The 23,066-nt window shown below is 70.8% G+C and carries 19 protein-coding genes; 11 read left to right on the forward strand and 8 right to left on the reverse strand.

Annotation, left to right across the window (positions count from 1 at the left end):
• Nucleotides 1-179: 179 nt before the first annotated feature.
• Genes STSP_RS04710 through STSP_RS04725 form a run of 4 tightly spaced genes read right to left on the reverse strand, consistent with a single transcriptional unit; the run spans nt 180 to nt 3,972 of the window.
• Nucleotides 180-1,478, reverse strand: coding sequence for an NAD(P)/FAD-dependent oxidoreductase (locus STSP_RS04710; protein WP_067272414.1), 1,299 nt, complete (start codon nt 1,476-1,478; stop codon nt 180-182).
• On the reverse strand, nt 1,475-2,269 hold the full coding sequence (locus STSP_RS04715) for an amino acid ABC transporter ATP-binding protein (protein WP_067272426.1): 795 nt from the start codon (nt 2,267-2,269) through the stop codon (nt 1,475-1,477). Before STSP_RS04715 ends, STSP_RS04710 begins: the two co-directional genes overlap by 4 nt.
• Entirely contained in the window at nt 2,266-3,021 is a 756-nt protein-coding gene (locus STSP_RS04720) for an amino acid ABC transporter permease (protein ID WP_067272430.1), read from the reverse strand. Before STSP_RS04720 ends, STSP_RS04715 begins: the two co-directional genes overlap by 4 nt.
• A gap of 9 nt (nt 3,022-3,030) precedes the next feature.
• Nucleotides 3,031-3,972, reverse strand: a complete 942-nt coding sequence (locus STSP_RS04725; RefSeq protein WP_067272433.1) for a substrate-binding periplasmic protein — start codon at nt 3,970-3,972, stop codon at nt 3,031-3,033.
• 257 nt (nt 3,973-4,229) lie between these two features.
• Between STSP_RS04725 and STSP_RS04730 the strand changes: the two genes are divergently transcribed.
• Entirely contained in the window at nt 4,230-5,507 is a 1,278-nt protein-coding gene (locus tag STSP_RS04730; RefSeq protein ID WP_067272436.1) for a CdaR family transcriptional regulator, read from the forward strand.
• Nucleotides 5,508-5,718: 211 nt separating this feature from the next.
• Nucleotides 5,719-8,001: a glycoside hydrolase family 3 protein gene (locus tag STSP_RS04735; RefSeq protein ID WP_078066884.1), complete on the forward strand. Its 2,283-nt coding sequence runs from the start codon at nt 5,719-5,721 to the stop codon at nt 7,999-8,001.
• 50 nt (nt 8,002-8,051) lie between these two features.
• Here the strand turns inward: STSP_RS04735 and STSP_RS04740 are convergent, their stop codons facing one another.
• Nucleotides 8,052-8,972 (reverse strand): transglutaminase-like domain-containing protein, encoded by a 921-nt coding sequence (locus tag STSP_RS04740; protein ID WP_067272440.1) that lies wholly within the window; start codon nt 8,970-8,972, stop codon nt 8,052-8,054.
• A 165-nt stretch (nt 8,973-9,137) separates the two neighbouring features.
• On the opposite strand from STSP_RS04740, the gene polX reads away from it, so the two are divergent.
• Nucleotides 9,138-10,865 (forward strand): DNA polymerase/3'-5' exonuclease PolX, encoded by a 1,728-nt coding sequence (gene polX / locus STSP_RS04745; RefSeq protein WP_067272443.1) that lies wholly within the window; start codon nt 9,138-9,140, stop codon nt 10,863-10,865.
• A 36-nt stretch (nt 10,866-10,901) separates the two neighbouring features.
• Here the strand turns inward: polX and STSP_RS04750 are convergent, their stop codons facing one another.
• Both STSP_RS04750 and STSP_RS04755 read right to left on the reverse strand, forming a co-directional pair.
• Entirely contained in the window at nt 10,902-12,023 is a 1,122-nt protein-coding gene (locus tag STSP_RS04750) for a CapA family protein (RefSeq protein ID WP_067272446.1), read from the reverse strand.
• A gap of 168 nt (nt 12,024-12,191) precedes the next feature.
• Nucleotides 12,192-12,482 (reverse strand): hypothetical protein, encoded by a 291-nt coding sequence (locus tag STSP_RS04755; protein WP_067272449.1) that lies wholly within the window; start codon nt 12,480-12,482, stop codon nt 12,192-12,194.
• Nucleotides 12,483-12,637: 155 nt separating this feature from the next.
• Between STSP_RS04755 and STSP_RS04760 the strand changes: the two genes are divergently transcribed.
• From STSP_RS04760 to STSP_RS04785, 6 genes are all read left to right on the forward strand, one after another.
• Complete coding sequence (locus STSP_RS04760; protein ID WP_198547264.1) at nt 12,638-13,006, forward strand: arsenate reductase family protein; 369 nt, start codon at nt 12,638-12,640, stop codon at nt 13,004-13,006.
• 113 nt (nt 13,007-13,119) lie between these two features.
• Nucleotides 13,120-13,887: an RlpA-like double-psi beta-barrel domain-containing protein gene (locus tag STSP_RS04765; protein WP_067272453.1), complete on the forward strand. Its 768-nt coding sequence runs from the start codon at nt 13,120-13,122 to the stop codon at nt 13,885-13,887.
• 362 nt (nt 13,888-14,249) lie between these two features.
• Nucleotides 14,250-15,269, forward strand: coding sequence for a glutamine synthetase (glnII, locus tag STSP_RS04770; protein ID WP_067272456.1), 1,020 nt, complete (start codon nt 14,250-14,252; stop codon nt 15,267-15,269).
• A 419-nt stretch (nt 15,270-15,688) separates the two neighbouring features.
• The gene (locus tag STSP_RS04775) at nt 15,689-16,372 is read left to right on the forward strand and encodes a winged helix-turn-helix domain-containing protein (RefSeq protein WP_067272459.1); all 684 of its coding nucleotides are present in this window, start codon (nt 15,689-15,691) and stop codon (nt 16,370-16,372) included.
• A gap of 138 nt (nt 16,373-16,510) precedes the next feature.
• Nucleotides 16,511-17,503 carry an NAD-dependent epimerase/dehydratase family protein gene (locus STSP_RS04780; protein ID WP_198547265.1) on the forward strand — a complete coding sequence of 331 codons (993 nt, stop codon included), beginning with the start codon at nt 16,511-16,513 and terminating at the stop codon, nt 17,501-17,503.
• 278 nt (nt 17,504-17,781) lie between these two features.
• Nucleotides 17,782-19,329: a DUF1996 domain-containing protein gene (locus STSP_RS04785; protein WP_067272462.1), complete on the forward strand. Its 1,548-nt coding sequence runs from the start codon at nt 17,782-17,784 to the stop codon at nt 19,327-19,329.
• Between the two features lie 106 nt (nt 19,330-19,435).
• Here STSP_RS04785 and STSP_RS04790 read toward each other — a convergent pair whose 3' ends face one another.
• Nucleotides 19,436-19,882 carry a hypothetical protein gene (locus STSP_RS04790; protein ID WP_067272465.1) on the reverse strand — a complete coding sequence of 149 codons (447 nt, stop codon included), beginning with the start codon at nt 19,880-19,882 and terminating at the stop codon, nt 19,436-19,438.
• A 353-nt stretch (nt 19,883-20,235) separates the two neighbouring features.
• Between STSP_RS04790 and STSP_RS04795 the strand changes: the two genes are divergently transcribed.
• Both STSP_RS04795 and STSP_RS04800 read left to right on the forward strand, forming a co-directional pair.
• Nucleotides 20,236-22,209, forward strand: a complete 1,974-nt coding sequence (locus tag STSP_RS04795) for a hypothetical protein (protein WP_067272511.1) — start codon at nt 20,236-20,238, stop codon at nt 22,207-22,209.
• 128 nt (nt 22,210-22,337) lie between these two features.
• Nucleotides 22,338-23,063, forward strand: coding sequence for a TetR/AcrR family transcriptional regulator (locus STSP_RS04800; RefSeq protein ID WP_067272467.1), 726 nt, complete (start codon nt 22,338-22,340; stop codon nt 23,061-23,063).
• Nucleotides 23,064-23,066 lie beyond the last annotated feature (3 nt).

The following is a 23,066-nucleotide window of genomic DNA, read 5'->3' on the forward strand; positions in this document are numbered from 1 at the left end:
GGACCTCCTTATCCGTCGACCGGACGCCGAACAGATCCCCATCCCAGTATGGGCAGGCACGGGGTACGGAGTGTCCGGGCACAATGAGGGATTCACCGCGGGGCCGTCTGCGGGCCGTGTCGAAGGGATCCGCAGGCGACCGACAACGGCGGGCCGCCCCAGACGCCCCGGATGGCCCCTCAGCGCCGCAGCCGGTCGAACCGGAAAGACACCAGACCCTCGGGCCGCCGCCCGGTCAGGATGTAGTCGGCCAGCTTGCGGCCGGTGACCGGGCCGAGGGTGACGCCGAGCATGCCGTGGCCCGTGGCCGCGTACGCGTTGGCGTGGCCCGGGACGCGGTCGATGAGCGGCAGTCCGTCCGGGAGGAAGGGGCGGCCGCCCACCCATGGGTCGCGGATCAGGGTGACCAGGTCGTCGGGGTCGTCGAACCAGCGGCCGAGGTAGTGGCGGCTCGCGCGGGCGACGGCGACGATGCGGCGCCAGTCGAGGCGGTTGTTGTTGCCGCTCAGTTCCATCGTGCCGGCGATCCGGGTGGTGCCGCCGATCGGTGAGGCGACGGCCCTGCGCTCGCCGAAGTACAGGGTGTGCCGCGGTGCCGGGTCGAGGTCCACGGAGAAGCTGTAGCCCTTGCCCGCCTGGAGCGGCAGGCGGTGCCCGAGGGAGTGCAGCAGGCCCGGGGAGCGCATTCCGGCCGCGATGACGACGGCAGCGCAGGCGATCTCACCCTGCGCGGTGCGCACGGCGGCGACCCGGCCCCCGTGCGAGCGGAACCCGACGGCCTCCGCGTCCTCGTGGATCTTCACTCCGGAGGCCGTGAGCGCGTCGCCCAGCGCACGCGCGAACGCCTCCGGGTCGACCACGCCCTCGCCCCGGACGAGATAGGCCGCCCGGACCTTCGGTGAGAGGGCGGGGTCCAGCCGATATGCCTCGTTGCCTGTGGTGACGTCGTCCGGCAGTTCGTAGCGCCCGGCCGCCATCTGCCGCTGGACCGTGAGGTGGTGACGTGCTTCCGTCGGCGACAGGAACGCGTGCACCATGCCCGGGCGACGCAGTGTCGTGGCGACCCCCGCCTCGTGCAGACCGTCGAACAAGTCGAAGGTGCCGCGGTTGAGTTCGGCGATCGCCGCGTATCCGCGCCGGAACGCGGACGGTGTGCTGCTGCGCCAGAAGCGCCACAGCCAGCGTACGAAGGCCGGGTCCGGCAGCGGCCGGAGATAGAGCGGTGAGTCCGGGCGGCCCAGCGAGCGCAGGGCGTAGCGGAGGACGCCCGGCGCCGGGACGGGTGTGGAGTGGCTCAGGCACACCCATCCCGCGTTGCCCCTGGACACTCCGGACCCCAGGCCTCGCCGTTCGACGACCTCCACCGGTACGCCTGCCGCGGCCAGGTAGTACGCCGTGCACAGGCCGACGACGCCGCCTCCGACGACCACGACCGGTCCGCTGCCCAACGCTCTCGTCGCACCGCTCTCCTGGGTCATGACGTGGATCCGTACGACGCCAGGAACTCCCGTGTCCGGGCCTGACTCGGGCTGCCCAGGACCGAGTCCGGGCCGCCCTCCTCCACGATCCGGCCGCCGTCGACGAAGACGACATGGTCGGACACCTCGCGGGCGAACGGCAGTTCATGGGTGACGAGCAGCATCGTCATACCGTCCGCGGCGAGTTCCCTCATCACGCTGAGCACCTCGCGGGTGGCCTCCGGGTCCAGGGACGAGGTCGGCTCGTCGAAGAGGAGCACCTCGGGTTTGAGGGCAAGGGCCCGCGCGATGGCGACGCGTTGCTGCTCGCCGCCGGACAACTGGTCGGGCTGGGCGAGGGCGCGGTGGGCAACGCCGACCCGGCGCAGCAGCGCGACGGCCCGCTCCAGCGCCTCCTGCTCGGGGACGCCGGCCTTGCGCTGTGCCAGTACGACGTTCTCGACGGCCGTGAGGTGCGGGAACAGGTTGAACCGCTGGAAGACCATGCCGACGGTGCGGCGCAGCCGGGGCAGGTCGCGGCAGACCGTGCGGCCGCCGCTGTGCACCACCTCGCCCGCGATCTCGACCGTGCCCCGGTCGGGCCGTTCCAGCAGGTTGACGCAGCGCATGAGGGTCGACTTCCCGCCGCCGCTCTGCCCGATGATGCTGACGATGCGGCCGCGGTGCACCTCGAGGTGTACGTCGTCGAGGACCAGCCGGCCGTCGAAGGACTTGCTCAGCCCGGTGATCCGTACGACGGCCTCCGAGGGCGCCGGGGTCATGGTCTTCGGTGCTGTGACCGGCTCGGTCATACCGACACCTCCTTCACGATGGCATCCGGAGTGGGCTCCGCTGCGAGCAGGGCGCGGGCCGCCCGCAGGCGCCGCCGGCGCCACGGGGACAGGGGGACGCCCGCCCGTACCTTCCGTTCAAGGAGCAGCAGGAGCTGGGACAGGGGGTAGCAGAGGGCGAAGTAGACGGCGGAGATGACGAGGTACACCTCCAGGGCGCGGAAGGTGGCCGAAGTGATCAGCCGGCCCTCGGACATCAGCTCGGCCGCCGAAACGGTGACGAGCAGTGAGGTGGACTTCAGGAGGTCGACCAGCATGGTGTTGGTGCCGGGCAGGGCCAGCCGGAGGGCCTGTGGGAGGACGACGTGGCCGAAGATGCCCGTCCTGCCGATCCCGAGCGCCTGGCCCGCCTCGGTCTGTCCGGCGTGCACGCCGCTGATCGCCGAGCGGAAGATCTCGGAGAGGTAGGCCGCGTAGAAGACGACCAGGCTGAGGCAGCCGGCTGTGAACACGTCCAGCCGGACGCCGACCGAGGCCAGGCCGAAGTAGGTGAGGAAGATGATGGCGAGGAGCGGGACGTTCTTGAACACCTCGGTGTAGACGGCGGCGATCGCGCGCGCGGGCCAGGTCCTGCTCAGTCGCAGCAGCGCCACGACGAGGCCGAGGAGCACGGCGCCGACGAAGCTGACGACCGTGTAGGCGAGTGTGCGGCCGAGGGCGTCGAGCAGGTTTGACTGGTAATCGGACCAGGGGACTTGGAAGAGACCGGACATGTCATCCCCTCACTGCCCGCTCGACTGGCCGATGGACGGTGGCGTCCAGTCGTCGGGACGGTCCACTCCCCTACGCGCGGTGGCGACGTCGGCGGCGGGCTTGAGGAACTGCTCGGGGTCGCCGCCGTACTTCTTGACGAGCTTCTCCATCTCGCCGTTCTCGTACATCGCGTCGATCTCCGCCGAGATGGCCTTCTCGAGCTTGGTGGCCTTCTTGGGCAGGTAGAAGCCGGTCTGGTACGGCTGGAAGTACGCGTAGGCGGGCTTCGCCTTGACCTCTTCGGCGGTGGGAGGCCTCATGTACTGCGTCTCGATCTTCAGGTCCGGGCGTTCCTTCTGCGCCGCGATGATGATCAGCGGGTCCAGGAAGCCGACGTCGATACGGCCCGCGCCGAGGTCGTCGAAGACCCCGTTGGCGTCGGGGTAGGCGTGCAGCTTGGCCCCGGGCACGGCCTGGATCGACTTGACCCAGACGTATCCCTCGACCGTGCCCAGGTCCAGGCCCTTCAGGTCGTCGGCTGTCTTGTACGTCTTCCCGGACCGGACGGCCATCGCGGGCGGCGAGTAGTACGGCGGATCGGTGAACAGCCCCTGTTTCTGCCGGTCGGCGGTCCAGGCGACACCGCCGACGGTGATGTCGACGCGGCGGGACTGCACCCCGGCGAGCATGCCCGCGAAGTCCGTCACCTGAGGCTCGATCCGCAGGCCGAGTTTGTCGGCCGCGTAGTGGAGGATGTCGCCGTCCAGGCCGACGATCTTGTCGCCCTGGACGCTGGTGTAGGGGGCGTACGGCTGCACGGCCACCTTCAGCACGCCGGGCGTGAGCGTGCCCAGTGCGGCGGTCTTGTCGGACACGTTCTTCGGGTCGTCGTCGCTGCCCGAGCCGCAAGCGGCCAGGGGCAGGAGGAGCATCGCGAACAAGGCCGCGACGAGCGAACGCACACGGGTCATCGGCTTGGGCCTTCCGTATCAGGGCTGGGGAACCCGCCGTCGCGGACGAAGGAATCCGCTGTCGGGCTTAGGCCCTGTCGGCCTAGGGGACCCGCCAGTCACCGCGCTGTGCTGGCGGCGGGGTGTGCCAGTGCCCAAACGCTAGGGGTGGACGCGTGGCCCGTCATCGGTCACTTCGTACGAATCTGTGGCTCAGAACCCGCTGCCCGCTGTACGGTGCGTCCCACTCGGTGCCCCCTCGACGGGAGAAACGCCCCATGCAGAGCCCGCCACCGGCACTGAGCCCGTCACTGGCGCAGGAGATCGCCAGGGACACCTCCGCGGTCATCGGCTTCAACGTGCTGATCACCGATGCGGACGGCATGGTCATCGGCAGCGGCGACGCGGGCCGGGTCGGGTCCTTCCACGAGGCGTCCGTCGAGGTGATACGCACCAAGGAGCCCGCCACGCACAACGCGTCGCAGGCCCAGCAGCTCAGGGGGGTACGCCCTGGAATGACGCTGCCGCTGGTCACGGACGGGCAGGCGGTGGGGACGGTCGGGATCACCGGTACGCCCGCGCAGGTGCGCCGCTTCGGGCTGCTGGTGAAGCGTCAGACGGAGATCCTGCTCCGGGAGTCGGTGATGCTGCGCTCCCGGCTGCTGGCCGAGCGGGCGGCCGAGAAGCTGTTCGCCGACATCGCCTCATACGATCCGCATGTCGTGGAGGGCGACTTCCTGGTGTTCCGGGCCGCCGAGCTGGGCTTCGACCTGCGTCTGCAGCGAGTTGCGGTGGCCTTCGAGGTGACCGTGCCGGACACGGGCGCCCGCCGCCACGGCGGCCCGGCGGCGATCGGCACCGCCCCGGCCGGCCCCACCCGCGACATGGCGCTGATCCGCTCGGAGTTGCTCCGCACCGTACGGGAGGTCTTCGCCGACCCGCAGGACATCGTCGCAAGCACGGCTCCCGGCTGGATCGGTGTGCTGCACCGGCTCCCAGCGCGATGGCCGGACGAGTCCCTGGCGAGCCTGGTGAGCGACTGCCGCCGGGTCACGGACGTCATCGCCGCCCAGGACGGCCTGACCGCCCGCGCGGGCATCGGCGAACCGGCCGCCTCCGTGGGCGGGCTGCACGACTCGTACCAGGACGCGTGCGACGCGCTGCGCCTGGGCGCCCGCGTGGCTTGCAGCGCTCCCGGGCAGGCGGCGGGGACATCGCCCGTGCACCTCATCACCGATCTGCGGGTCCATCAGCTCCTCGCGGGCACGGGCCAGCCCGCCCGCAACCGCCTGCTCGACCGCACCGCCGCGGACCTGCGTGCCCAGTCGGACTGGCCGGTGCTCCGCGACACGATCACTGCGTGGTGCGAGAGCGGGTTCAACCTCGTACGGGCGTCCGCGGCCCTGCACATCCACCGCAACACCGTCGTGTACCGGATGAACAAGATCGAGCAGATCACCGGCCGCTCCCTGCGCGACCACCGGACCACCATGGCCCTCTACCTGGCCTGCCTGGCCGACCGGCTCGAGGGCGGCAGCGGCGGCGACGGCGCATGATGACCCCCGAACAGGCCTTCCCTGCCGACTCATTGACACCCGTCCGTCACAGGCTGAGACTCAATCCTCACGCTGCATGACGGAACAACGTTCACCTTGCGAATCCAGTGCCAGAGCCGCTCACTGACAAGGGACGGACATGTCTGCTTCCGGTACGCCCGTTTCACGGTTCCCGATACCTCGTCAGCACGTCGCACACTCGCACCGTCCAATGGCCCCTGCGCATCCCCCGCGTCGGCGGTTAAGACGTGCCGTCGCCGCGCTGAGCGCCCTCGCCGCGGTGGCCGCCGGCGTCGCGGTCGCCCCGGGCGCCCAGGCCGCGTCCGACGGGCAGGTCTCGTCCGGCGCGGAGGCCGCGTCCAGCGGGCAGGAAGCATCCCGCCCCGCCTACCTCGACCCGTCGAAGCCCGTCCAGCGACGGGTCGCGGACCTGCTCGCCCGTATGACGCTGAAAGAGAAGATCGGCCAAATGACCCAGGCCGAGCGTGCGGCGGTCGCCGACGACCCGTCGCGGGTCGCCGAGTGGGGCCTCGGCTCGGTGCTGTCCGGCGGCGGCTCCACGCCCGCGGAGAACACCCCGGCCGCGTGGGTCGAGATGGTCAACGAGTTCCAGGAACAGGCGCTCAGCACCCGCCTCAAGATCCCGATCATCTACGGGATCGACGCGGTGCACGGCCACGGCAACGTCGCCGGCGCCACCCTCTTCCCGCACAACATCGGCATGGGCGCCACCCGTGACCCCGAACTCGCCGAGAAGGAAGGGGAGGTGACCGCCGCGGAGCTCCGGGCCACCGGCATCCCGTGGAACTTCGCGCCGTGCCTCTGCGTCACGCGCGACGAGCGGTGGGGCCGCAGCTACGAGAGCTTCGGCGAGGACCCGGCCCTGGTGAAAGCGATGGAGACCGGGATCGAGGGTCTGCAAGGCCCGACACCGGACCGTATCGGCCCGGACCATGTGCTGGCCACGGCCAAGCACTTCGCCGGGGACGGCGACACGGCGTACGACGCCGCTACCGCAGCGGCCAACGAGGGCAAGCCCTGGAACGAACAGAAGTACACGATCGACCAGGGCGTCACGGTCACCAGCCGGGAGCACTTCGCCGCCGTCGGCCTCGCCCCGTACGGGCCCGCTGTCAGGACGTACCGCGTCGGCTCCGTCATGCCGTCCTTCTCCAGCGTGGACTGGACCGAGGACGGGGTCGGCAATCCGGTGAAGATGCACGCCAACAAGGAACTCCTCACCGGCGTGCTGAAGCAGAAGACGAAGTTCCAGGGCTTCGTGATCTCCGACTGGGAGGGCATCCACCAGATCCCGGACCCGTCCGACCCGGCCAACACCGGCCTGACCGGCTACAAGGTCCGTACAGCCGTCAACGCGGGCGTCGACATGTTCATGGAGCCCAACACGGCCCCCGAGTTCATGCAGTTGCTGATGGACGAGGTCGAGGCGGGCCGGGTCAGCGAGGCGCGGATCGACGACGCCGTCTCCCGCATCCTGCGCCAGAAGTTCGCCCTCGGCCTCTTCGAGCATCCCTACGCCTCGGCCGGCAAGGTCGACGAGGTGGGCAGCGCGAAGCACCGGGCCGTCGCTCGTGAGGCCGTGGCCGAGTCGCAGGTGCTGCTGAAGAACAGCGGGAACCTGCTGCCGCTCAGCCCGAAGTCGAAGATCTACGTGGCCGGGCGCAACGCCGACGACGTCGGCAACCAGGCGGGCGGCTGGACCATCACCTGGCAGGGCGTGTCCGGCGAGGGCGTGCAGGGCACCTCGATCCTGGACGGGATCAAGCAGGTCGCCCCGGACGCCGCCGTCACCTTCAGCGAGGACGCCTCCGCGCCCACCGACGGCTCGGACGTCGGCATCGTCGTGGTCGGCGAGACCCCGTACGCCGAGGGATACGGCGATGTCGGCGGGCCGGAGTGCGGCTGGTGCACCACACCGCAGCAAGAGTCGAAGTCCCTGTCGCTCCAGCCGGAGGACAAGGCAGCCGTGGACAAGGTCTGCTCGGCCGTGGAGAAGTGCGTCGTGCTGGTGGTCTCGGGCCGGCCGCAGATCATCACGGACCAGCTCGGGAAGATCGACGCGCTGGTCGCCTCCTGGCTGCCCGGCAGCGAGGGCGCGGGCGTGGCCGATGTGCTGTTCGGCGAGCGGCCCTTCACCGGGCGGCTGCCGGTGAGCTGGCCGAGGAGCGCCAATCAGGTGCCGGTCAACGTGGGTGACGCCGACTACCGGCCGCTGTACCCGTTCGGCTGGGGGCTGCGTACCAAGGTCGGGAGCGGTCCGGCGAGCGCCGCGGCCCTCGAGTCCGCCCGGTCGAAGGGTGATACGGAGCTGGTGGACGAGATCGTCGCACGAGCCCGCGACGCCGCGCAGGCCAGTGCGGTGGCCGGTACGGCTCCGGCCGACTGGGCCCGGCTCATCGCGGATGCCGACCATGCGCTGCTGACCGGGGACCCGGAGAAGGCGTACAGGCTGCTGAGGCGCGCCGCCTCCTAAGGGCCGCTGAGCCACTGGCGGCAGGCAGTGCGTGCACCTGGGCCGACGCCCTATCCCCTCAGCGTCACCTCGCTGGGCCCGTTGAACGGGGCGAGTGACAGCACCGTCTTCGGCGTCCGCAGCCCGTCGTTCGCCGTAAACAGCTTCCGTACGGTGTCGAAGGGCACGTCGTCGTGCGTCACCAGGGCGGCCTGGTCGTACAGCTCCCTGATCTCGTCCGTCATCTCTTCGTCGCTGTCGGCACCCGCTCCCCAGACGTCCCACAGCAGCGTCTCGACCTTGTTGAGCGCCGCGAGGTCGAGCCGGATGTTGCCCGCCACGAACCACTCCCCGACCAGCGGCCCGTCCGGCAGGCGGAGACCGAACATCTTCGGGTCCGCCTCGCCCGCGCGGATCGCCTGCCACGCCGCGCCAGCGACGAGGTAGCGGTCGCGCGGCACGTCCATGGGATCGAACTCGATCTTGTGGGCGTCCATGACCAGCGGGTCGGTCAGCTCCGCATCTGCGAGCAGCCACCCCCGCTCGTCGTCCCAGTATTCGGTGACCACATGGTCGCCGTGGAAGCCGTCGTTCTCGAAGTAATCAGCGAACCCGGAGCGCAGGCGCGCGGGGATCCCCGCGTGCCTCAGCAGCGAGCAGTGCAGCAGCGTGAAGTCGCGGCAGATGCCGACGAAGCGGTCGCCGGGCTCGCGCCGCTGCGTCAGCGGGGCGTCGTTCCGCTCGGTGATGATGCGGAGGATGTCGTCGATGTAGCGGGTCTCGGCGTCGTTGTGCAGGCGGTCCTGCGGGATGTCGTACTGGTAGAGCTCCCCTTCGACCCGATGGACCATCAGGTCACGGGCGATACGGGCGAGTTGCCGCGGGTCGGCCGGCAGGTCGGCGTAGAGCGGGGCGAGTGCGCCCGGGTCGGAGAACACGCTCTGTGCGGCGTAGAAGGCGGCGGCGTCAGGTGCGAGGCGGGCGGATGGCATGGTGGGAACCCCCGAAAGCGTATCGGCCGAATGTTCGATTACCGGCCTGGCGCCCCTCACCGTGCCAAAATTCGCGCATCGATGTCCAGACCTCCCGCACCGAGACTTACATAGCGCATCAGTTCGATCCATTCGGGTCAGTAGGGTCGCTTTTAGACTGGATACGTGGGCCGGCCCAACGAAGAGGTCGAGGCGCTCCTCAAGGAGTACGCGGACCTCATCGCGATCACTCACGGAGACGCGTTCAAGGCACGCGTCTACGAGAAGGCGGCCCGCGCGATCGGCGGCCACCCCCGAGACGTCTCGCAGCTGGATGCCGCCGAGCTGCGCGACATCCCCGGAGTGGGCAAGTCGATCGCCGAGAAGGTCGTGGAGTACTTCCGCACCGGCCGGATCACGGCGGTGGAGGAGACCCGGGCGAAGATCCCCGCCGGCGTACGGGAACTGATCACGATCCCCACGCTCGGCCCCAAGAAGGCCATGACGCTCTACGAGGACCTGCACATCTCCTCCGTCAGCGAGCTGGCCGACGCCATCCAGGCGGAGAAGCTGCGCGATCTGAAGGGCTTCGGCGAGAAGACCGAGCAGAACATCCTGCACGGCATCGCCCTGCTGCAGCAGGCGGGCGGCCGCATCCTGCTGAGCATGGCGATGGAGCAGGCCGAGGAGGTCGTGGCCCAGCTCTCCCAGGTGACCGGCTGCCAGAGCTGCACCTACGCCGGGTCGCTGCGCCGGATGAAGGAGACGATCGGCGACATCGACATCCTCGTCGCCGCCCGTCGCTCGGCCCCCTTCATGGACGCGCTCAGCGAGCTCCCGGCCACCGCCGAGACCATCGCCCACGGCGAGAAGAAGACCTCGATCCGCACCACGAAGGGGCTCCAGATCGATCTCCGGGTGCTGCCGCCCGACTCATGGGGCGCCGGTCTGCAGTACTTCACCGGCTCCAAGGCCCACAACATCCGCACCCGCACGATCGCGGTCCGCCAGGGGCTGAAGCTGTCCGAGTACGGCCTGTTCGAGACGGAGAGCGGAAAGAGCATCGCGTCGAGGTCCGAGGAGGACGTGTACGCCAGGCTGGGTCTGCCGTGGATCCCGCCCACGCTGCGCGAGGACCGTGGCGAGGTCCAGGCCGGGGTGCGCGGCGAGCTGCCCGAGCTGGTGACGGAGCAGGACATCCGCGGCGATCTGCACACCCACACCGACCTCACCGACGGCCTCGCCCCGCTGGAGGAGATGGTCGAGGCCGCGGCCGAGCGCGGCTACGCGTACTACGCGATCACCGACCACGCTCCCAACCTGTACATGCAGCGCATGACCGACGAGAAGATCCTCGCCCAGGGCGAGCGGGTGCGGGAGCTGGACGGCAAGCACCACCGCATGCGGCTGCTGCACGGCACCGAGCTCAACATCGGTCCCGAGGGCGAGCTGGACTGGCCCGACGACTTCCTCGCGGGCTTCGACCTCTGCGTGGCCTCGGTGCACTCGCACTTCAACCTCAGCCGGAAGGCCATGACCCGGCGCCTCGTGCGCGCCTGCGAGAACCCGCACGTCAACGTCATCGGCCACCCGACCACCCGGCTGATCGGCAAACGCCCGGGCATCGACGCGGACCTCGACGAGGTGTTCGCCGCCTGCGCCCGCACGGGCACCGCGCTGGAGGTCAACGCGCAGCCCGACCGCCTGGACCTGTGCGACGAGGACATCCTGCGGGCCAAGGAGTACGGCGCGAAGTTCGTGATCGACACCGACGCGCACTCCGTCCTCCACCTGGCATTTCTGCGCTATGGCGTGGGTACGGCGCAGCGCGGCTGGCTCACGAAGGACGATGTGATCAACACGTGGCCGCTGGGGCGGCTGCGCAGGTTCCTGAGCGGCGGACGGGCGGCATGAGGTCGGCACGGCCTGCCACCGGAGCTACCGCGGGAGCTACCAGCGGAGCGTGAGCGCCCCCTCCTGTTCGCGGTCCACACGCAGCCCGAAGCCCTCGCTGATCCGGTCCAGCACCGCCCGCAGCCACTCCGCGTCCTTGCCCGACGCATGCCGCAGCCGCATCTGCCGGGCCTGGAGGGGCACGATCCGCACGTCCGCCGGCCTGCCGGTCTCCCGCTCCAGCGCGACGAGGAAGAGCAGCCGGAGGTCGTCCCGGTAGCGCTCGTAGCCGCTGATGCCCTCGTAGTCGTCGATGAAGTCGCCGCAGCCATAGAGGACGAGCTTGCCCCGGTACAGCTCCATCGGGCGGGGGTGGTGGGACGAGTGCCCGTGCACGAGGTCGACGCCGCCGTCGACGAGTGCGTGCGCGAAGCGCCGTTCGCCGGCCGTGACCTCGTACCCCCAGTTGGGGCCCCAGTGGATCGAGGCGACCGCGATGTCCCCGGGACGCTTGATCTGCCGTATCCGGCTGGTGATCGCGTCCGCGGCGTCCACCGACGGCTCGGCCACGAGGTCCACGCCGGATCTGTCCTCGCCCGCCGCCCAGCTCCGCGGGATGCCGCTGGACGGCATGCCGAAGGAGAAGACCAGGGCCCGGCCGCCCGCGGCCAGCGGGACGACCGCGGGCCGCCGGGCCTCGGCCGCGTCCCGCCCGGCGCCCGCCGTCCGCAGCCCCGAGCCCGCGAGGCTGCCGAGCGTCTCCTCCAGACCGCGGCGCCCGAAGTCGAGTACGTGGTTGTTGGCCAGCGCGCACACGTCGGGGCGGGCGGCGGCCAGGCACGGCAGGTTCTCCGGGCTCATCCGGTAGTGCACACCCTTGCCGGGCGCGAACGTGCCGTCCCGCGTGACGCTGGTCTCCAGATTGACCAGACGGACGTCCGGAGCGGCCTCGTCGAGCACCGGCAGGGCGTCGCCCCACGGCCAGGAGAAGTCGACGGGGCTGGGGATCGGGCCGTTCTCCTCCACCGCCAGCTCGACATAGCCGCGGGCGTCCCGGATGTAGCTCTCCCTCAGTGCGGGGTCTCCGGGGCGCGGAAGGATCTGGTCGACGCCGCGACCGAGCATCACGTCGCCGCAGAGGAACAGGGTGGCCAGGCCGACCCCACGCGTCCCGGGCATTCTCCCAGGCTAGGCGCCGTCCGCCGGAGTCTGCAGGCCGTGACGGGCAGGTAGGGCAGGCCAAGACGGGGCAGGTCCCGTGCCCCTCAGCGCTCGGGCTCGGTGGGCACGGGACCTTTTCGGGCTGTGCGTCAGGGCCGGATCAACGGCGGATCGGCCAACGGCGGATCAGCGGCTGTACCGCATCAGCGCACGCACCATGTGGCACGTGGTGTCCGACGGCGGGTGGATTCCGATGAGCTCCGCCGTGTTCCGGATCCGCTGGTTGTGCGCCTGGTTCGGCATGTAGACGCCCGAGTCGAGCAGGGCGATGGCGAGGCGCATGGCCTTGAGCCGGCGGTTGTGGGTGATGTACCACTCCCGCGGGCGTCCGGCGGGCAGCGGCCTCTTCTGCAACGGTGCGTACGGAAGGTCGATCGGCAGGGTCGTCTGCGTGAGTGCGGCAGCGGGCACAGGCATCCTCCTGTCGCGGTCGGGGCCCCGGCGGGCACCCTCGAACACTTCTTCAATTCTACTGCCCGGCACTGACAAAAGCCGCTGGCCAGAAGGGATCTGACGGACCATCCGGACGCTGCGCCGGGTGGTGCCGATGAGGCTCGCGTACCGTGTGCGGCATGGAGATCTGGATCAACCCGGCCTGCTCGAAGTGCCGCAGTGCGCTCTCGCTGCTCGACGCGGAGGGCGCCGACTACACGGTGCGCCGCTACCTGGAGGACGTACCGACCGAGGACGAGATCCGCGACGTGCTCGGCCGGCTCGGCCTCGAGCCCTGGGACATCACCCGCACCCAGGAGGCGATCGCCAAGGAGCTGAACCTCAAGGACCGCGAGGCCTGGCCGCGGGACGCCTCCGGCCGCGACCGGTGGATCAAGGCGCTGGCGGAGCATCCGAAGCTCATCCAGCGTCCGATCATCACGGCCGACGACGGTACGGCGGTGGTGGCGCGGACCGAGGAGGCGGTACGGGACGCGCTGTCACGTTAGTTGTTGGCGTTTCTGCTGTGACTGTTGAGCATCCGAGGGCGGTTACTCGTACGTAATGCCGAACGTACCCGCGTCCGGCCGTCGTCAGGGACGACCGGGGACAGGAGGCACGTATGTCGCGCAGGAAGACGCTCAGCCCGAAGAAGAAGATCGCGCTCCTGGTGAGCGCCGCCGCGGTCGCCGGCGGCGGGGCATTCGCCATGGCGAGCACCAGCAACGCGGCACCGACGTCGGTGGTCTGCGACGGCCTGGCCACGGCGCTGGCCAACAACCAGAAGTTCATCGACGGCCAACGCGCCACGCCCGACGCCCAGTCGGAGGCCCGGATCGCCAACCGGCTCGCGGTGATCGAGGAGATCAAGCGCAAGCAGGCGGCCTCGGGGTGCGCGGCAGGGACCGGAGCTGAGGCCGGGGCCGCTGGGTCCGGGGCCGCCGGATCCGGGGCCGGGGCGGGGGCCGACGACCAGGCTGCCGCGCCCGCAGAGACGGGCGGCGGCTCCGCCGAGACCGCCGCACCCGCAGAGACCGGTGGCGCCGAAGGGGCAGAGGGCGGCGACTCCGGAGCCGGGGACGGGCAAGCCGGAGCGGGGGGCGGGCAGGCCGGAGCCGGGGACGGGCAGGCCGGAGCCGCCGGCGAGGTCGTCTGCGCCGGTTCCACCGTGACGCTATCGGGCGAGGGCGGAGCGCCCGCCGCGTCCAGCAACCAGTTCCCGGCCGGTACGCGCCTGAAGGTCACGAACCTGGACAACGGCAAGTCCACGACGGTCGAGGTCACCTCCGTGTCCGGCAGCTGCGCGCTGTTGAACAACGCGGCCTTCGAGCAGGTCCGCGAGCCGGGCAAGTTCCTGATCCGCAACGCCCGGATCGAGAAGGTGGGCTGACCGCACGGCCTGCCGGTGCTGCCGGTCCTGCCACTCCAGGCGCGGAGCGGCAGGACCGGCGGGGACTGGCACGTCCGCTTAGCGCGGCCGCGGCACATTTCGTGCGGGCCGTCCGACTGCCCTACATACCGGACGGTACGGACCGGCACCCATCGCATACGAGCGGTCGACGTCGCCAGCCGGGCCCGCTCACAGCCAGCGCATACGCGATCGCGAGGTGACTCACCGCACCGCACGGATCACAGGTGAACCCGGTAACACGGGGTTCACAATCGGGCAATGATCGGGAAATCGCCGGTTGACAGGCTGCCGACTACCACCGCAGCACCCCTGCGCCGTAGAACCCGAATGAGGATGGGCCCGTGACGTTCAAGGCTGAGTACATCTGGATCGACGGCACCGAGCCGACGGCCAAGCTTCGTTCCAAGACGAAGATCCTGGCGGACGGGGCCGAGCTGCCCATCTGGGGCTTCGACGGGTCGAGCACCAACCAGGCCGAGGGCCACGCGTCGGACTGCGTGCTCAAGCCGGTGTTCTCCTGCCCGGACCCGATCCGCGGCGGTGACGACGTCCTCGTGCTGTGCGAGGTCCTCAACATCGACATGACGCCGCACCCGTCCAACACGCGTGCCGCGCTCGTCGAGGTCGCGGAGAAGTTCGCCGCGCAGGAGCCGATCTTCGGCATCGAGCAGGAGTACACCTTCTTCAAGGACGGCTACCCGCTCGGCTTCCCGAAGGGCGGCTTCCCGGCCCCGCAGGGCGGCTACTACTGCGGCGTCGGCTCCGACGAGATCTTCGGCCGCGACGTCGTCGAGGCCCACCTCGAGAACTGCCTGAAGGCGGGCCTGGGCATCTCCGGCATCAACGCCGAGGTCATGCCGGGCCAGTGGGAGTTCCAGGTCGGCCCGCTCTCCCCGCTGGAGGTCTCCGACCAGCTGTGGATCGCCCGCTGGCTGCTCTACCGCACCGCCGAGGACTTCGGCGTCGCCGCCACCCTCGACCCCAAGCCGGTCAAGGGCGACTGGAACGGCGCCGGTGCGCACACCAACTTCTCCACGAAGGCGATGCGCGAGGGCTACGACGCGATCATCACCGCGTGCGAGTCGCTCGGCGAGGGCTCCAAGCCGCTCGACCACGTCAAGAACTACGGCGCCGGCATCGACGACCGCCTGACCGGTCTGCACGAGACCGCCCCGTGGGACAAGTACAGCTACGGCGTCTCCAACCGCGGTGCCTCGGTCCGTATCCCGTGGCAGGTCGAGAAGGACGGCAAGGGCTACATCGAGGACCGCCGCCCGAACGCGAACGTCGACCCGTACGTGGTGACGCGCCTGCTCGTCGACACGTGCTGCTCGGCTCTGGAGAAGGCCGGCCAGGTCTGATCCGACAGCTCATCGGGAAGGGTCACCCGCCGAATCGGCGGGTGCCCTTCCCTTTTGGGTTCCATATCAAAGGTTTTGGCTTCCGTATCACAGGACGAGAAGCCCAGCCGGAGAGCTGCTGCGCTCACCCGTCGTCTGCTTCAATGGGGACATGGACGGCTTCCAGAACACCGCGACGGGTCATGGCGACCTCGAGCCCTTCTGGCCTTCCCGTCAGCACCACGACTTCGACCGGGTGTGTTGCCCCGCGTGAACGCGCGGGCCCTCTAAAGCCGTTCACTCCGGCCTTCGGCCAGCGCGCACGACGTACGTCCCTCGACGACTGCTGCCACTGACGCACAGTCCTCGACTCCCCCAGTGCCTCAAGGGCCTGGGAGGAGCCCCCAAGACGACTTCTCGCGCGAAAGAGCTGACCTCCCATGGCGAACTCCCGTTCCTTCTCCACCGCCAGCGCGACGACCGCGACGTCCGCGACCACCGCTCCGGCCGCGGCACAACACCCCGCCCGTCATCGGCTGCGTGCCGTCGACCGGGACGAGGTGGTGGACGTGGCGGACTTCCTGCCGCCGGGCGCCACGTGGCTGCCCGCACCTCAGCACACCTTGCCCACGCTCCCCGGCCGCCCGCCGATGATCGGCTACCTGGTCCTGGTACCCGCTGACCAGCAGGGCGTACTGCCGTTCCCGGTCCCGGAGGGCCAGGCCGACCAGCCCGGCCGAGGCCTCGCCGGGCAGCCCGCTGCCCTTGGCGCACAGGATCTGCGCGAAGCGCCTGAGGCGCCCGAGCAGGGCGGCGCACACGAGCAGAGCGGCGAGCTCGTGCGGATCGACACCGCCCAGCGCACCGCCGAGGTCGACGGGCGGCCGCTCGACCTGACGTATCTCGAGTTCGAGCTGCTCGCCCATCTCGTCGCCCATCCGCACAGGGTGCACACCCGCGACCAGTTGGTGACCACCGTGTGGGGCTACGGGCACGTGGGTGACGGCCGCACCGTCGACGTCCACATCGCGCGGCTGCGGCGCAAGCTGGGAGCCGAGCACCGCCAGGCGATCCAGACGGTGCGGCGCGTCGGCTACAAGTACACGCCGCCCACGGCCGGTTGAGGCCACCGTTGCCAGCGAGGCTCCGGCCCGTCGCCCTCTCCCCCCGGTCGCGTCCCGCGGGTTCGCCTCTCAGCGGAAAGGTTCCCCTGCGGGCTGAATCCCCTGTCCCGCGGAGCGGCTGGGGGCAGAGTCACCGGCATGAGGATTCTGCTGCTGGGTGGTACGGAGTTCGCGGGGCGCGCCGTCGCGGAGGCGGCGCTGGCACGGGGCTGGGAGGTGACGGTCTTCCACCGCGGTCGCCATGCGCCGCCCGCCGGGGCCCGCGCCCTGCGCGGCGACCGCACGGCGCCAGGCGGGCTGGCGGCGCTCGCCGACGGCGAGTGGGACGTGGTGGTCGACACCTGGTCGGCCGCGCCGAGCGCCGTGCGGGATGCCGCGGCGCTGCTGGCGGACCGGGCCGGGGCCTACGTCTATGTGTCGAGCTGCTCGGTGTACGCGTGGCCCCCGGCGGCGGGGTACGCGGAGGACGCTCCGCTGGCGGACGGCTCGCCCGACGCGGGGCAGACCGACTACGCGCGGGACAAGCGGGGCGGCGAGCTGGCGGCGGTGGCGGCCTTCGGCGACGACCGGTCGCTACTGGTCCGGTCCGGGCTGATCCTCGGCCCGCACGAGAACATCGGCCGGCTCCCGTGGTGGCTGAGCCGGATCGCCAGAGGCGGACCGGTGCTGGCGCCCGGCCCGCGCTCGCTGCCCCTGCAGTACGTCGACGTCCGGGACCTCGCCGAGTGGATCCTCGACGCGGCGGCGGGCGGGCTGAGCGGCCCGTACAACCTGGCGAGCCCTCAGGGGCACACCACGATGGGTGAACTGCTCGACACCTGCGTGCGCGTCACGGGGGCCGCCGCCGAGCTGCGGTGGACGGAGCCCGAGGTGGTCCTCGGCGCGGGGATCGAGCCGTGGACGCAGCTGCCGATCTGGGTTCCGCCGGGCAGCGAGGGCCACGACGCGCTGCACGGCATCGGCGTCTCCAAGGCGCTCGGCGCGGGTCTGCGGTGCCGCGGCGTCGCGGAGACGGTCGGCGACACGTGGGAGTGGCTGCGGTCGATCGGGGGGACGGCGCCGCAGCGGCCGGACCGTCCGAGTGTGGGGCTGGATCCGGTGGTGGAGGCGAAGGTACTGGGTGGCCGATGACAAATCAGCCCAACTCGCGCTGAATCCAGGGGACTTCTGCGCGCGTTGGGCCGAATTGGCCCCGGAGAGTTCGATGAATATCCGGGGCGGCTGAACACCTCAGGGGCCTCTTCCGTATCGAACGGCGGAAGCCAGAGGAGTTCCGTGACTCCGCTCCCCCACCCGAAGGAGGAGGGCTTCCAACCCGAGGGTTGCGGTCCAGCCCGAACCGACCCCTTGCGGGGCAGCCCGAAAGTACCACAGGCCAGGGAAGCGATTCCCCCCTCGCTAGGAGACCGATGGGACGCACATCGCGCAAACGCCGCTCCACCGTCGCCAACCGTGCGATCGCCGCCTCGGCGGCCCTCGTTCTGGGCGGCGGAGGCCTGATCGCGGCGAATTTCTACGCCTCCGCACACGAGGAGAACTCGACACGGAGAAGCCAGACCCAGACCACGGCCGCGCAGGTGGCCACCATCGACTGCCCGGACGTCGGCAACGCACTGACCGACGTACCGGACGGTGCGCGCGTGGGCGTCGACGGCGAACTGGCCAACCTCGACCGCCAGATCACCGAGGCCTACAACCGCCTCGCCACGACCCGCGACGCGGCGTCCAGGGACCCGAACTTCGTCCAGAACGCCATTCTCGGTCCGCTGAAGGACAAACGGGCGGCGGTCATCGACCGTATCGAGCTGATCATCAGCCGCGTGGGCGGCACTCCGCCGGACAACCTGGACTCCCTCGCCCCCTGCACGGGTCGCGCGGCGGACCAGCCCCAGACCAACGACGGGCAGGCCGGCGACGGCCAGGACCAGGACGGCAGCGGCCAGAACGGCGACGGCCAGGACCAGGGCGGCGACGGCCAGGACCAGGGCGGCGACGGCCAGGACCAGAACGGCGGTCAGGATCAGGGCAACGGTGGCCAGGCCGGAAACGGGCCCGTGGCCGACGACTTCGTCGACATCACCACCGTCCAGCCCAACGTCCAGAAGCCGCAGCGGGGCCAGAACGCGTCGCGGGGTTCGTTCACGAGTTCCTGCGGCACCAACGAGAACGGCAAGTTCAACACCGACAACGTGATCGTGGCGCCCGGCGTCAGCAACGGCGCCCACCACCTCCACGACTACGTCGGCAACCAGGCGAACGACGCCTTCGCCAACAACGACACCTTCGCGAACGCCGAGACCACCTGCGCCAACCAGGGCGACAAGTCCTCGTACTACTGGCCGGTGCTGCGCGTACAGGACGGCACGAACGAGTTCGACGCCAACGCGGACGGCGGCGGCAAGGAGGGGAACGTCGGCCGGGTGCTGCGGGCCGAACAGGCGCAGATCACGTTCGTCGGCAATCCGCAGAGCAAGGTCGTCGCCATGCCGAAGTTCCTGCGCATCATCACCGGTGACGCCAAGGCCTTCACGAACGGCGACGCGAACGCCAACGCCTCGTGGAGCTGCACCGGATTCGAGGACCGGCAGCTGACGGACAAGTACCCGCTGTGCCCCGACGGCAGCAAGGTCGTGCGGACCTTCGACTTCCAGAGCTGCTGGGACGGCCAGAACATCGACAGCGCCAACCACCGTACGCACGTGGCCTTCGCGGACCCGGCCACCGGGGCCTGCCCGGCGAACTTCACGGCCATTCCGCAGCTGACGATGCGCCTGGTGTACGACGTGCAGCGGCCGGTGATCGAGAACGGGCAGGTGCAGAACCCGTTCGCTGTGGACGGGTTCCCCGAGCAGCTGCACAAGCCGATCACCGACCACGACGACTTCATCAACGTCTTCGACGAGAACCTGATGAACAAGATGGTCGACTGCATCAACAGCGGCCGGCGCTGCCGCTGATCCGGCACCTGCCGCCCGGATGACGGCGGGCGGGATCCCCGAGCCCCCGCCCGCCGCATCCCAGCCCGCCGCATCCGAGCCCGTCGTATCCCACGATCCTGCGCGGTCAGCTCATGGGGTGACCGGAGTGTGCGTCCTCGCTCTCCCCGCCACCGCTGCTCCCCGAGTGGTGCGAGGCACCGGTCTCCACGGTCCCCCCGAGCCGGCCGCGCAGCGCCGTGACCACCTTCGGTTCGCCGACGGCGACCCACTTGCGGCCGACGAGATACGAACCGCCGTAGTCCTTGGCCTCGTTGAGCCACTCGCGCTGACCCCGGTCGGTGGCGAACGTCGCGATGACGAACCGGCCGTCGCCGTTTGTGCAGATCGCCTGGCGGAGCTCGGCGGCGTCCGTCTGGATGTCCGGCTTGCAGTCCACCTCGCCGGCCAGGTGCTCCAGGCTCCCCGTCGCCGTCTCCGGTACGCCGTCGGCGTCGCCGCCCGCGCCGCAACCGGGTAGCGCCAGCAGCACCACGGCTCCGGCAGCCGCAAGCCTTTCCCGCGTCGGCCTCATACGTTCCCTCCGGTTCCGTCCGGCCACTTCGTCCGGCCACCTCGTCCGGCGACTTCGCCTGGCGACATGCAACGTGGTCGGTCGAACCGCCCATGCCGCTGGGCCCCTCGTCGAGGGTCCCGCCTTCGATACGGCTGCCGCACGCCGCGCGCTCAATCGGCGACCCGCTCCCGCTCCCGGACCTGGTCTCGCGGAACCGTTCCGGCTCAAGTCAACCCGTTCCGGCTCAAGTCGATCCGTTCCGGCTCAAGTCAACAGGGACCGGACCCTCGCCGGCTCGTACATCCAGAACGCGACACGCCCGGGTGAACCCGCCGAGGTGACCATCCGATGATTCGCTCGTTTTGCTGAACGTGCAGTCACAGGACGTCGTCACCCTCCCCGATCACGCCCACGGCCAGGCCATCGCGGTGGAGCAGGCCGAGGCCGCGCTCGTCGAGCACTACGCGCGGCTCGTCCGGCTGGCCTATCTGGTGCTGCCGCCGAGCCTGGGCCCGGGCCGCCGGGTACTGACGGCCCACGCGGTCACCCAGCGCGCGTTGCCCGGGGGCCGCGCCCCGGAAGCGTCGGACGGCCCCGCGGCGGTTCCTCCAGCCGGCTTGAGGGCCTGGGAGATTCCTCCACAGGCGGCGCAGCGGGGCGCGGGCCGCAACGGCGATCCGGGGTACGCGTATGTGAGGCTCCAGGTGCTGCGCACCGCCCTCAGGGCCGGACGCCGGTTCAGCTGGCGGACATGGCCCTGGCGCGTGCAGCTGCCGCCGCTGCTGCCGCAGGTGTGGGGGCTGCGGCTGTTCCCCCGGTCGGGCGGCGCCGCCGAACTGGCCCTCGACCAGCGCCTGTCGGCGCTCTCGGCACCGGCCCGGGCTGCCTACGTGCTGCGCGGACTGGAGCGCCTCAGGGACGCCGACGTGGCCGCGGTGCTCGCCTCGGCCGGCGCCGCCGACCCGGCCGCGGCCCTTAGGGAGGCCGACGGTCTCGAGGCCAGGTACGAACTGCTGGAGTCCCCGGAGTTCGACCCGTGTTCCCTGCAGGCCCGGCCGACCGACCTCGTGCGCCGCAGGCACCACATGAAGGCGGCCGCCGCAGCCGCGGCCGCCGTGGTGGTGTGCGCGGCGCTGCTCGCGATGCCGGGCAGCGGCTGGGGCCCGGACGGCCCGGCGGCTCCGCCGTACGCACAGAACCCCGCCGCCGAGGCCGCCCTCGACCCCGCCCAGCTCACCGTGGCCGCGCCCACGGCCTGGAAACAGTCCGCGCGCATGGACTTCTCGGTGTGGCCCGCGCGCGGCGGCCTCACCGGCGACCGGGCACTGCTGCGGCGCGCCCTCGCCGTATGGGCGCGACCGGGCCCGTCCGTCCAGGTGTCCGCGACGCCCGGCACCCCGGCGGGCGCACCACCGGGCCCTGCGCAACTGCTGTACGCGGGCGAGGTGGACGAGGCCAGGGTGGTCCTGCTGTACGACGGACTGCGCATCGTGCGGTACGCGGAGCCGAAGAACGGCACGAGCGGTGCGGCATTGGACTTCGCCCGGGTCGACGGGGCGAAGGCCGAGGAGGCGAACGCCGTGGTGGTCGCACGGGCCGACGGCAACGTCCGCTATCTGACGGCGCCCTGGGTGTCGGCGGCCTCCATGCGCGATCTGCTGCGGCCTGAGGCGGAGCCGAGGGAGCTGGGGCGCGCCCCGGACGGCATCACGGATCCGCTCGTCGGCCCCGCCCGGTCCGGCGCCTGCCGTTCATGGAACGTCCTGCAGGTGCGGCAGGACGCGTCGACGCGGCTGTTGACCGACCTCGGCGAGCTCGTACCCGCGCATCTCACCGCCGGCCGCCCCGGGACGCCCCGCGACGCGACAGGACCCCTGTCGCTCGCCGGCTGGGCACGCACCGCCTGCTCGCTCACCGCGGTGCGCTCCCACGGCGTGCGGTCCGTGAACCTGTGGCAGTACGCCCGGCAGCACCTGCCCGAGGGAGACGGCTCCGCGACATGGATGTGCACCCGGGCCGAGACCTGGCGCGGCGCCGGCAGCCGCGTCCTCGCCCATTTCCTGGAACCCGGCGGCGCGGCCGGGGCCGTCGCGGCCAAGGCCGAGGACTCCCCCGCCTGCGGCACACGCGAACCGCACGTCCTGGCGGGCGTGCTGTGGAAGTCGCAGTCCGGGGCGTGGTATCTGCTGGCCGCGGGCAGCAAGCAGGTGGTGTCCGTCCAGGCCACGGGTGCGGTGAGCGGCAGCGCCCGGGGCCATGTGCTGTCCGTGCGGACGAGGCAGGGAGCCCAGGCGGGACTGAGAGGACGACTCGCAGACGGCAGGGGTGTCTCAGTGCTGCGCTAGCTCCTCTGAAAGGCTGGCTGGATGCCGTCCCCCGGAGGCCCACGGTGAACAACTCGTGCCGGAACCATGGGGAGTCGCAGGGGGATCCCGTGACGACATGAAGGTGTCCGCGTCGCTAGGGTGTTCGTATGACAGTCGGGGTGCGCCGCAGAATGGGAGTCGAGGAACGGCGGCAGCAGTTGATCGGGGTCGCACTCGAACTGTTCAGTCACCGCTCGCCCGACGAGGTCTCGATCGACGAGATAGCGTCGGCCGCAGGCATCTCACGCCCGCTCGTCTATCACTACTTCCCCGGCAAGCTCAGCCTGTACGAGGCGGCGTTGCAGCGAGCCGCCGAGGATCTCGCCGAGCGCTTCGTGGAGCCCCGCGAAGGACCCCTGGGCACACGGCTGCACAGGGTCATGGGCCGCTTCTTCGACTTCGTCGACGAGCACGGGCCCGGATTCTCGGCACTGATGCGCGGCGGCCCGGCGGTACCCGCGGGCGGCGCCTACTCCGTGGAGACGGCGTCGACCACCAACGCGCTCATCGACTCGGTGCGGCAGGCGGCGTACGAGCAGATCATCGAGCATCTCGGGATCAGCGAGCCGCCCGCCCGCCTCGAACTCGTCGTGCGCTCCTGGATCTCGCTCGCCGAGGCGACGGCTCTGATCTGGCTGGACGGCCGCCGCATACCGAGGGCCGAGCTGGAGGTGCAGCTCGTTCACGACTTCGCAGCTCTGATTGCGGTGAGTGCCGCGTACGACGCGGACATGGCTGGCGTACTGAGGCGCGTGCTGGCGGACGAGCCGGCCGACGGTCCGTTCGGTGACCTGGTGGGCCGGCTCACCACGCTGGTGTCGCAAAGCTGTTGAGAC

It is taken from the genome of Streptomyces jeddahensis (genome assembly GCF_001642995.1).
Lineage (GTDB): Bacteria > Actinomycetota > Actinomycetes > Streptomycetales > Streptomycetaceae > Streptomyces > Streptomyces jeddahensis.

What these genes read in the sequence shown, in the direction of transcription:
- STSP_RS04710 (WP_067272414.1), bottom strand. Translation starts at nt 1,478, where the DNA reads ATGACCCAGGAGAGCGGTGCGACGAGAGCGTTGGGCAGCGGACCGGTC.
- STSP_RS04715 (WP_067272426.1), bottom strand. Translation starts at nt 2,269, where the DNA reads ATGACCGAGCCGGTCACAGCACCGAAGACCATGACCCCGGCGCCCTCG.
- STSP_RS04720 (WP_067272430.1), bottom strand. Translation starts at nt 3,021, where the DNA reads ATGTCCGGTCTCTTCCAAGTCCCCTGGTCCGATTACCAGTCAAACCTG.
- STSP_RS04725 (WP_067272433.1), bottom strand. Translation starts at nt 3,972, where the DNA reads ATGACCCGTGTGCGTTCGCTCGTCGCGGCCTTGTTCGCGATGCTCCTC.
- STSP_RS04730 (WP_067272436.1), top strand. Translation starts at nt 4,230, where the DNA reads ATGCAGAGCCCGCCACCGGCACTGAGCCCGTCACTGGCGCAGGAGATC.
- STSP_RS04735 (WP_078066884.1), top strand. Translation starts at nt 5,719, where the DNA reads ATGGCCCCTGCGCATCCCCCGCGTCGGCGGTTAAGACGTGCCGTCGCC.
- STSP_RS04740 (WP_067272440.1), bottom strand. Translation starts at nt 8,972, where the DNA reads ATGCCATCCGCCCGCCTCGCACCTGACGCCGCCGCCTTCTACGCCGCA.
- STSP_RS04750 (WP_067272446.1), bottom strand. Translation starts at nt 12,023, where the DNA reads ATGCCCGGGACGCGTGGGGTCGGCCTGGCCACCCTGTTCCTCTGCGGC.
- STSP_RS04755 (WP_067272449.1), bottom strand. Translation starts at nt 12,482, where the DNA reads ATGCCTGTGCCCGCTGCCGCACTCACGCAGACGACCCTGCCGATCGAC.
- STSP_RS04760 (WP_198547264.1), top strand. Translation starts at nt 12,638, where the DNA reads ATGGAGATCTGGATCAACCCGGCCTGCTCGAAGTGCCGCAGTGCGCTC.
- STSP_RS04765 (WP_067272453.1), top strand. Translation starts at nt 13,120, where the DNA reads ATGTCGCGCAGGAAGACGCTCAGCCCGAAGAAGAAGATCGCGCTCCTG.
- STSP_RS04775 (WP_067272459.1), top strand. Translation starts at nt 15,689, where the DNA reads ATGGCGAACTCCCGTTCCTTCTCCACCGCCAGCGCGACGACCGCGACG.
- STSP_RS04780 (WP_198547265.1), top strand. Translation starts at nt 16,511, where the DNA reads ATGAGGATTCTGCTGCTGGGTGGTACGGAGTTCGCGGGGCGCGCCGTC.
- STSP_RS04785 (WP_067272462.1), top strand. Translation starts at nt 17,782, where the DNA reads ATGGGACGCACATCGCGCAAACGCCGCTCCACCGTCGCCAACCGTGCG.
- STSP_RS04790 (WP_067272465.1), bottom strand. Translation starts at nt 19,882, where the DNA reads ATGAGGCCGACGCGGGAAAGGCTTGCGGCTGCCGGAGCCGTGGTGCTG.
- STSP_RS04800 (WP_067272467.1), top strand. Translation starts at nt 22,338, where the DNA reads ATGACAGTCGGGGTGCGCCGCAGAATGGGAGTCGAGGAACGGCGGCAG.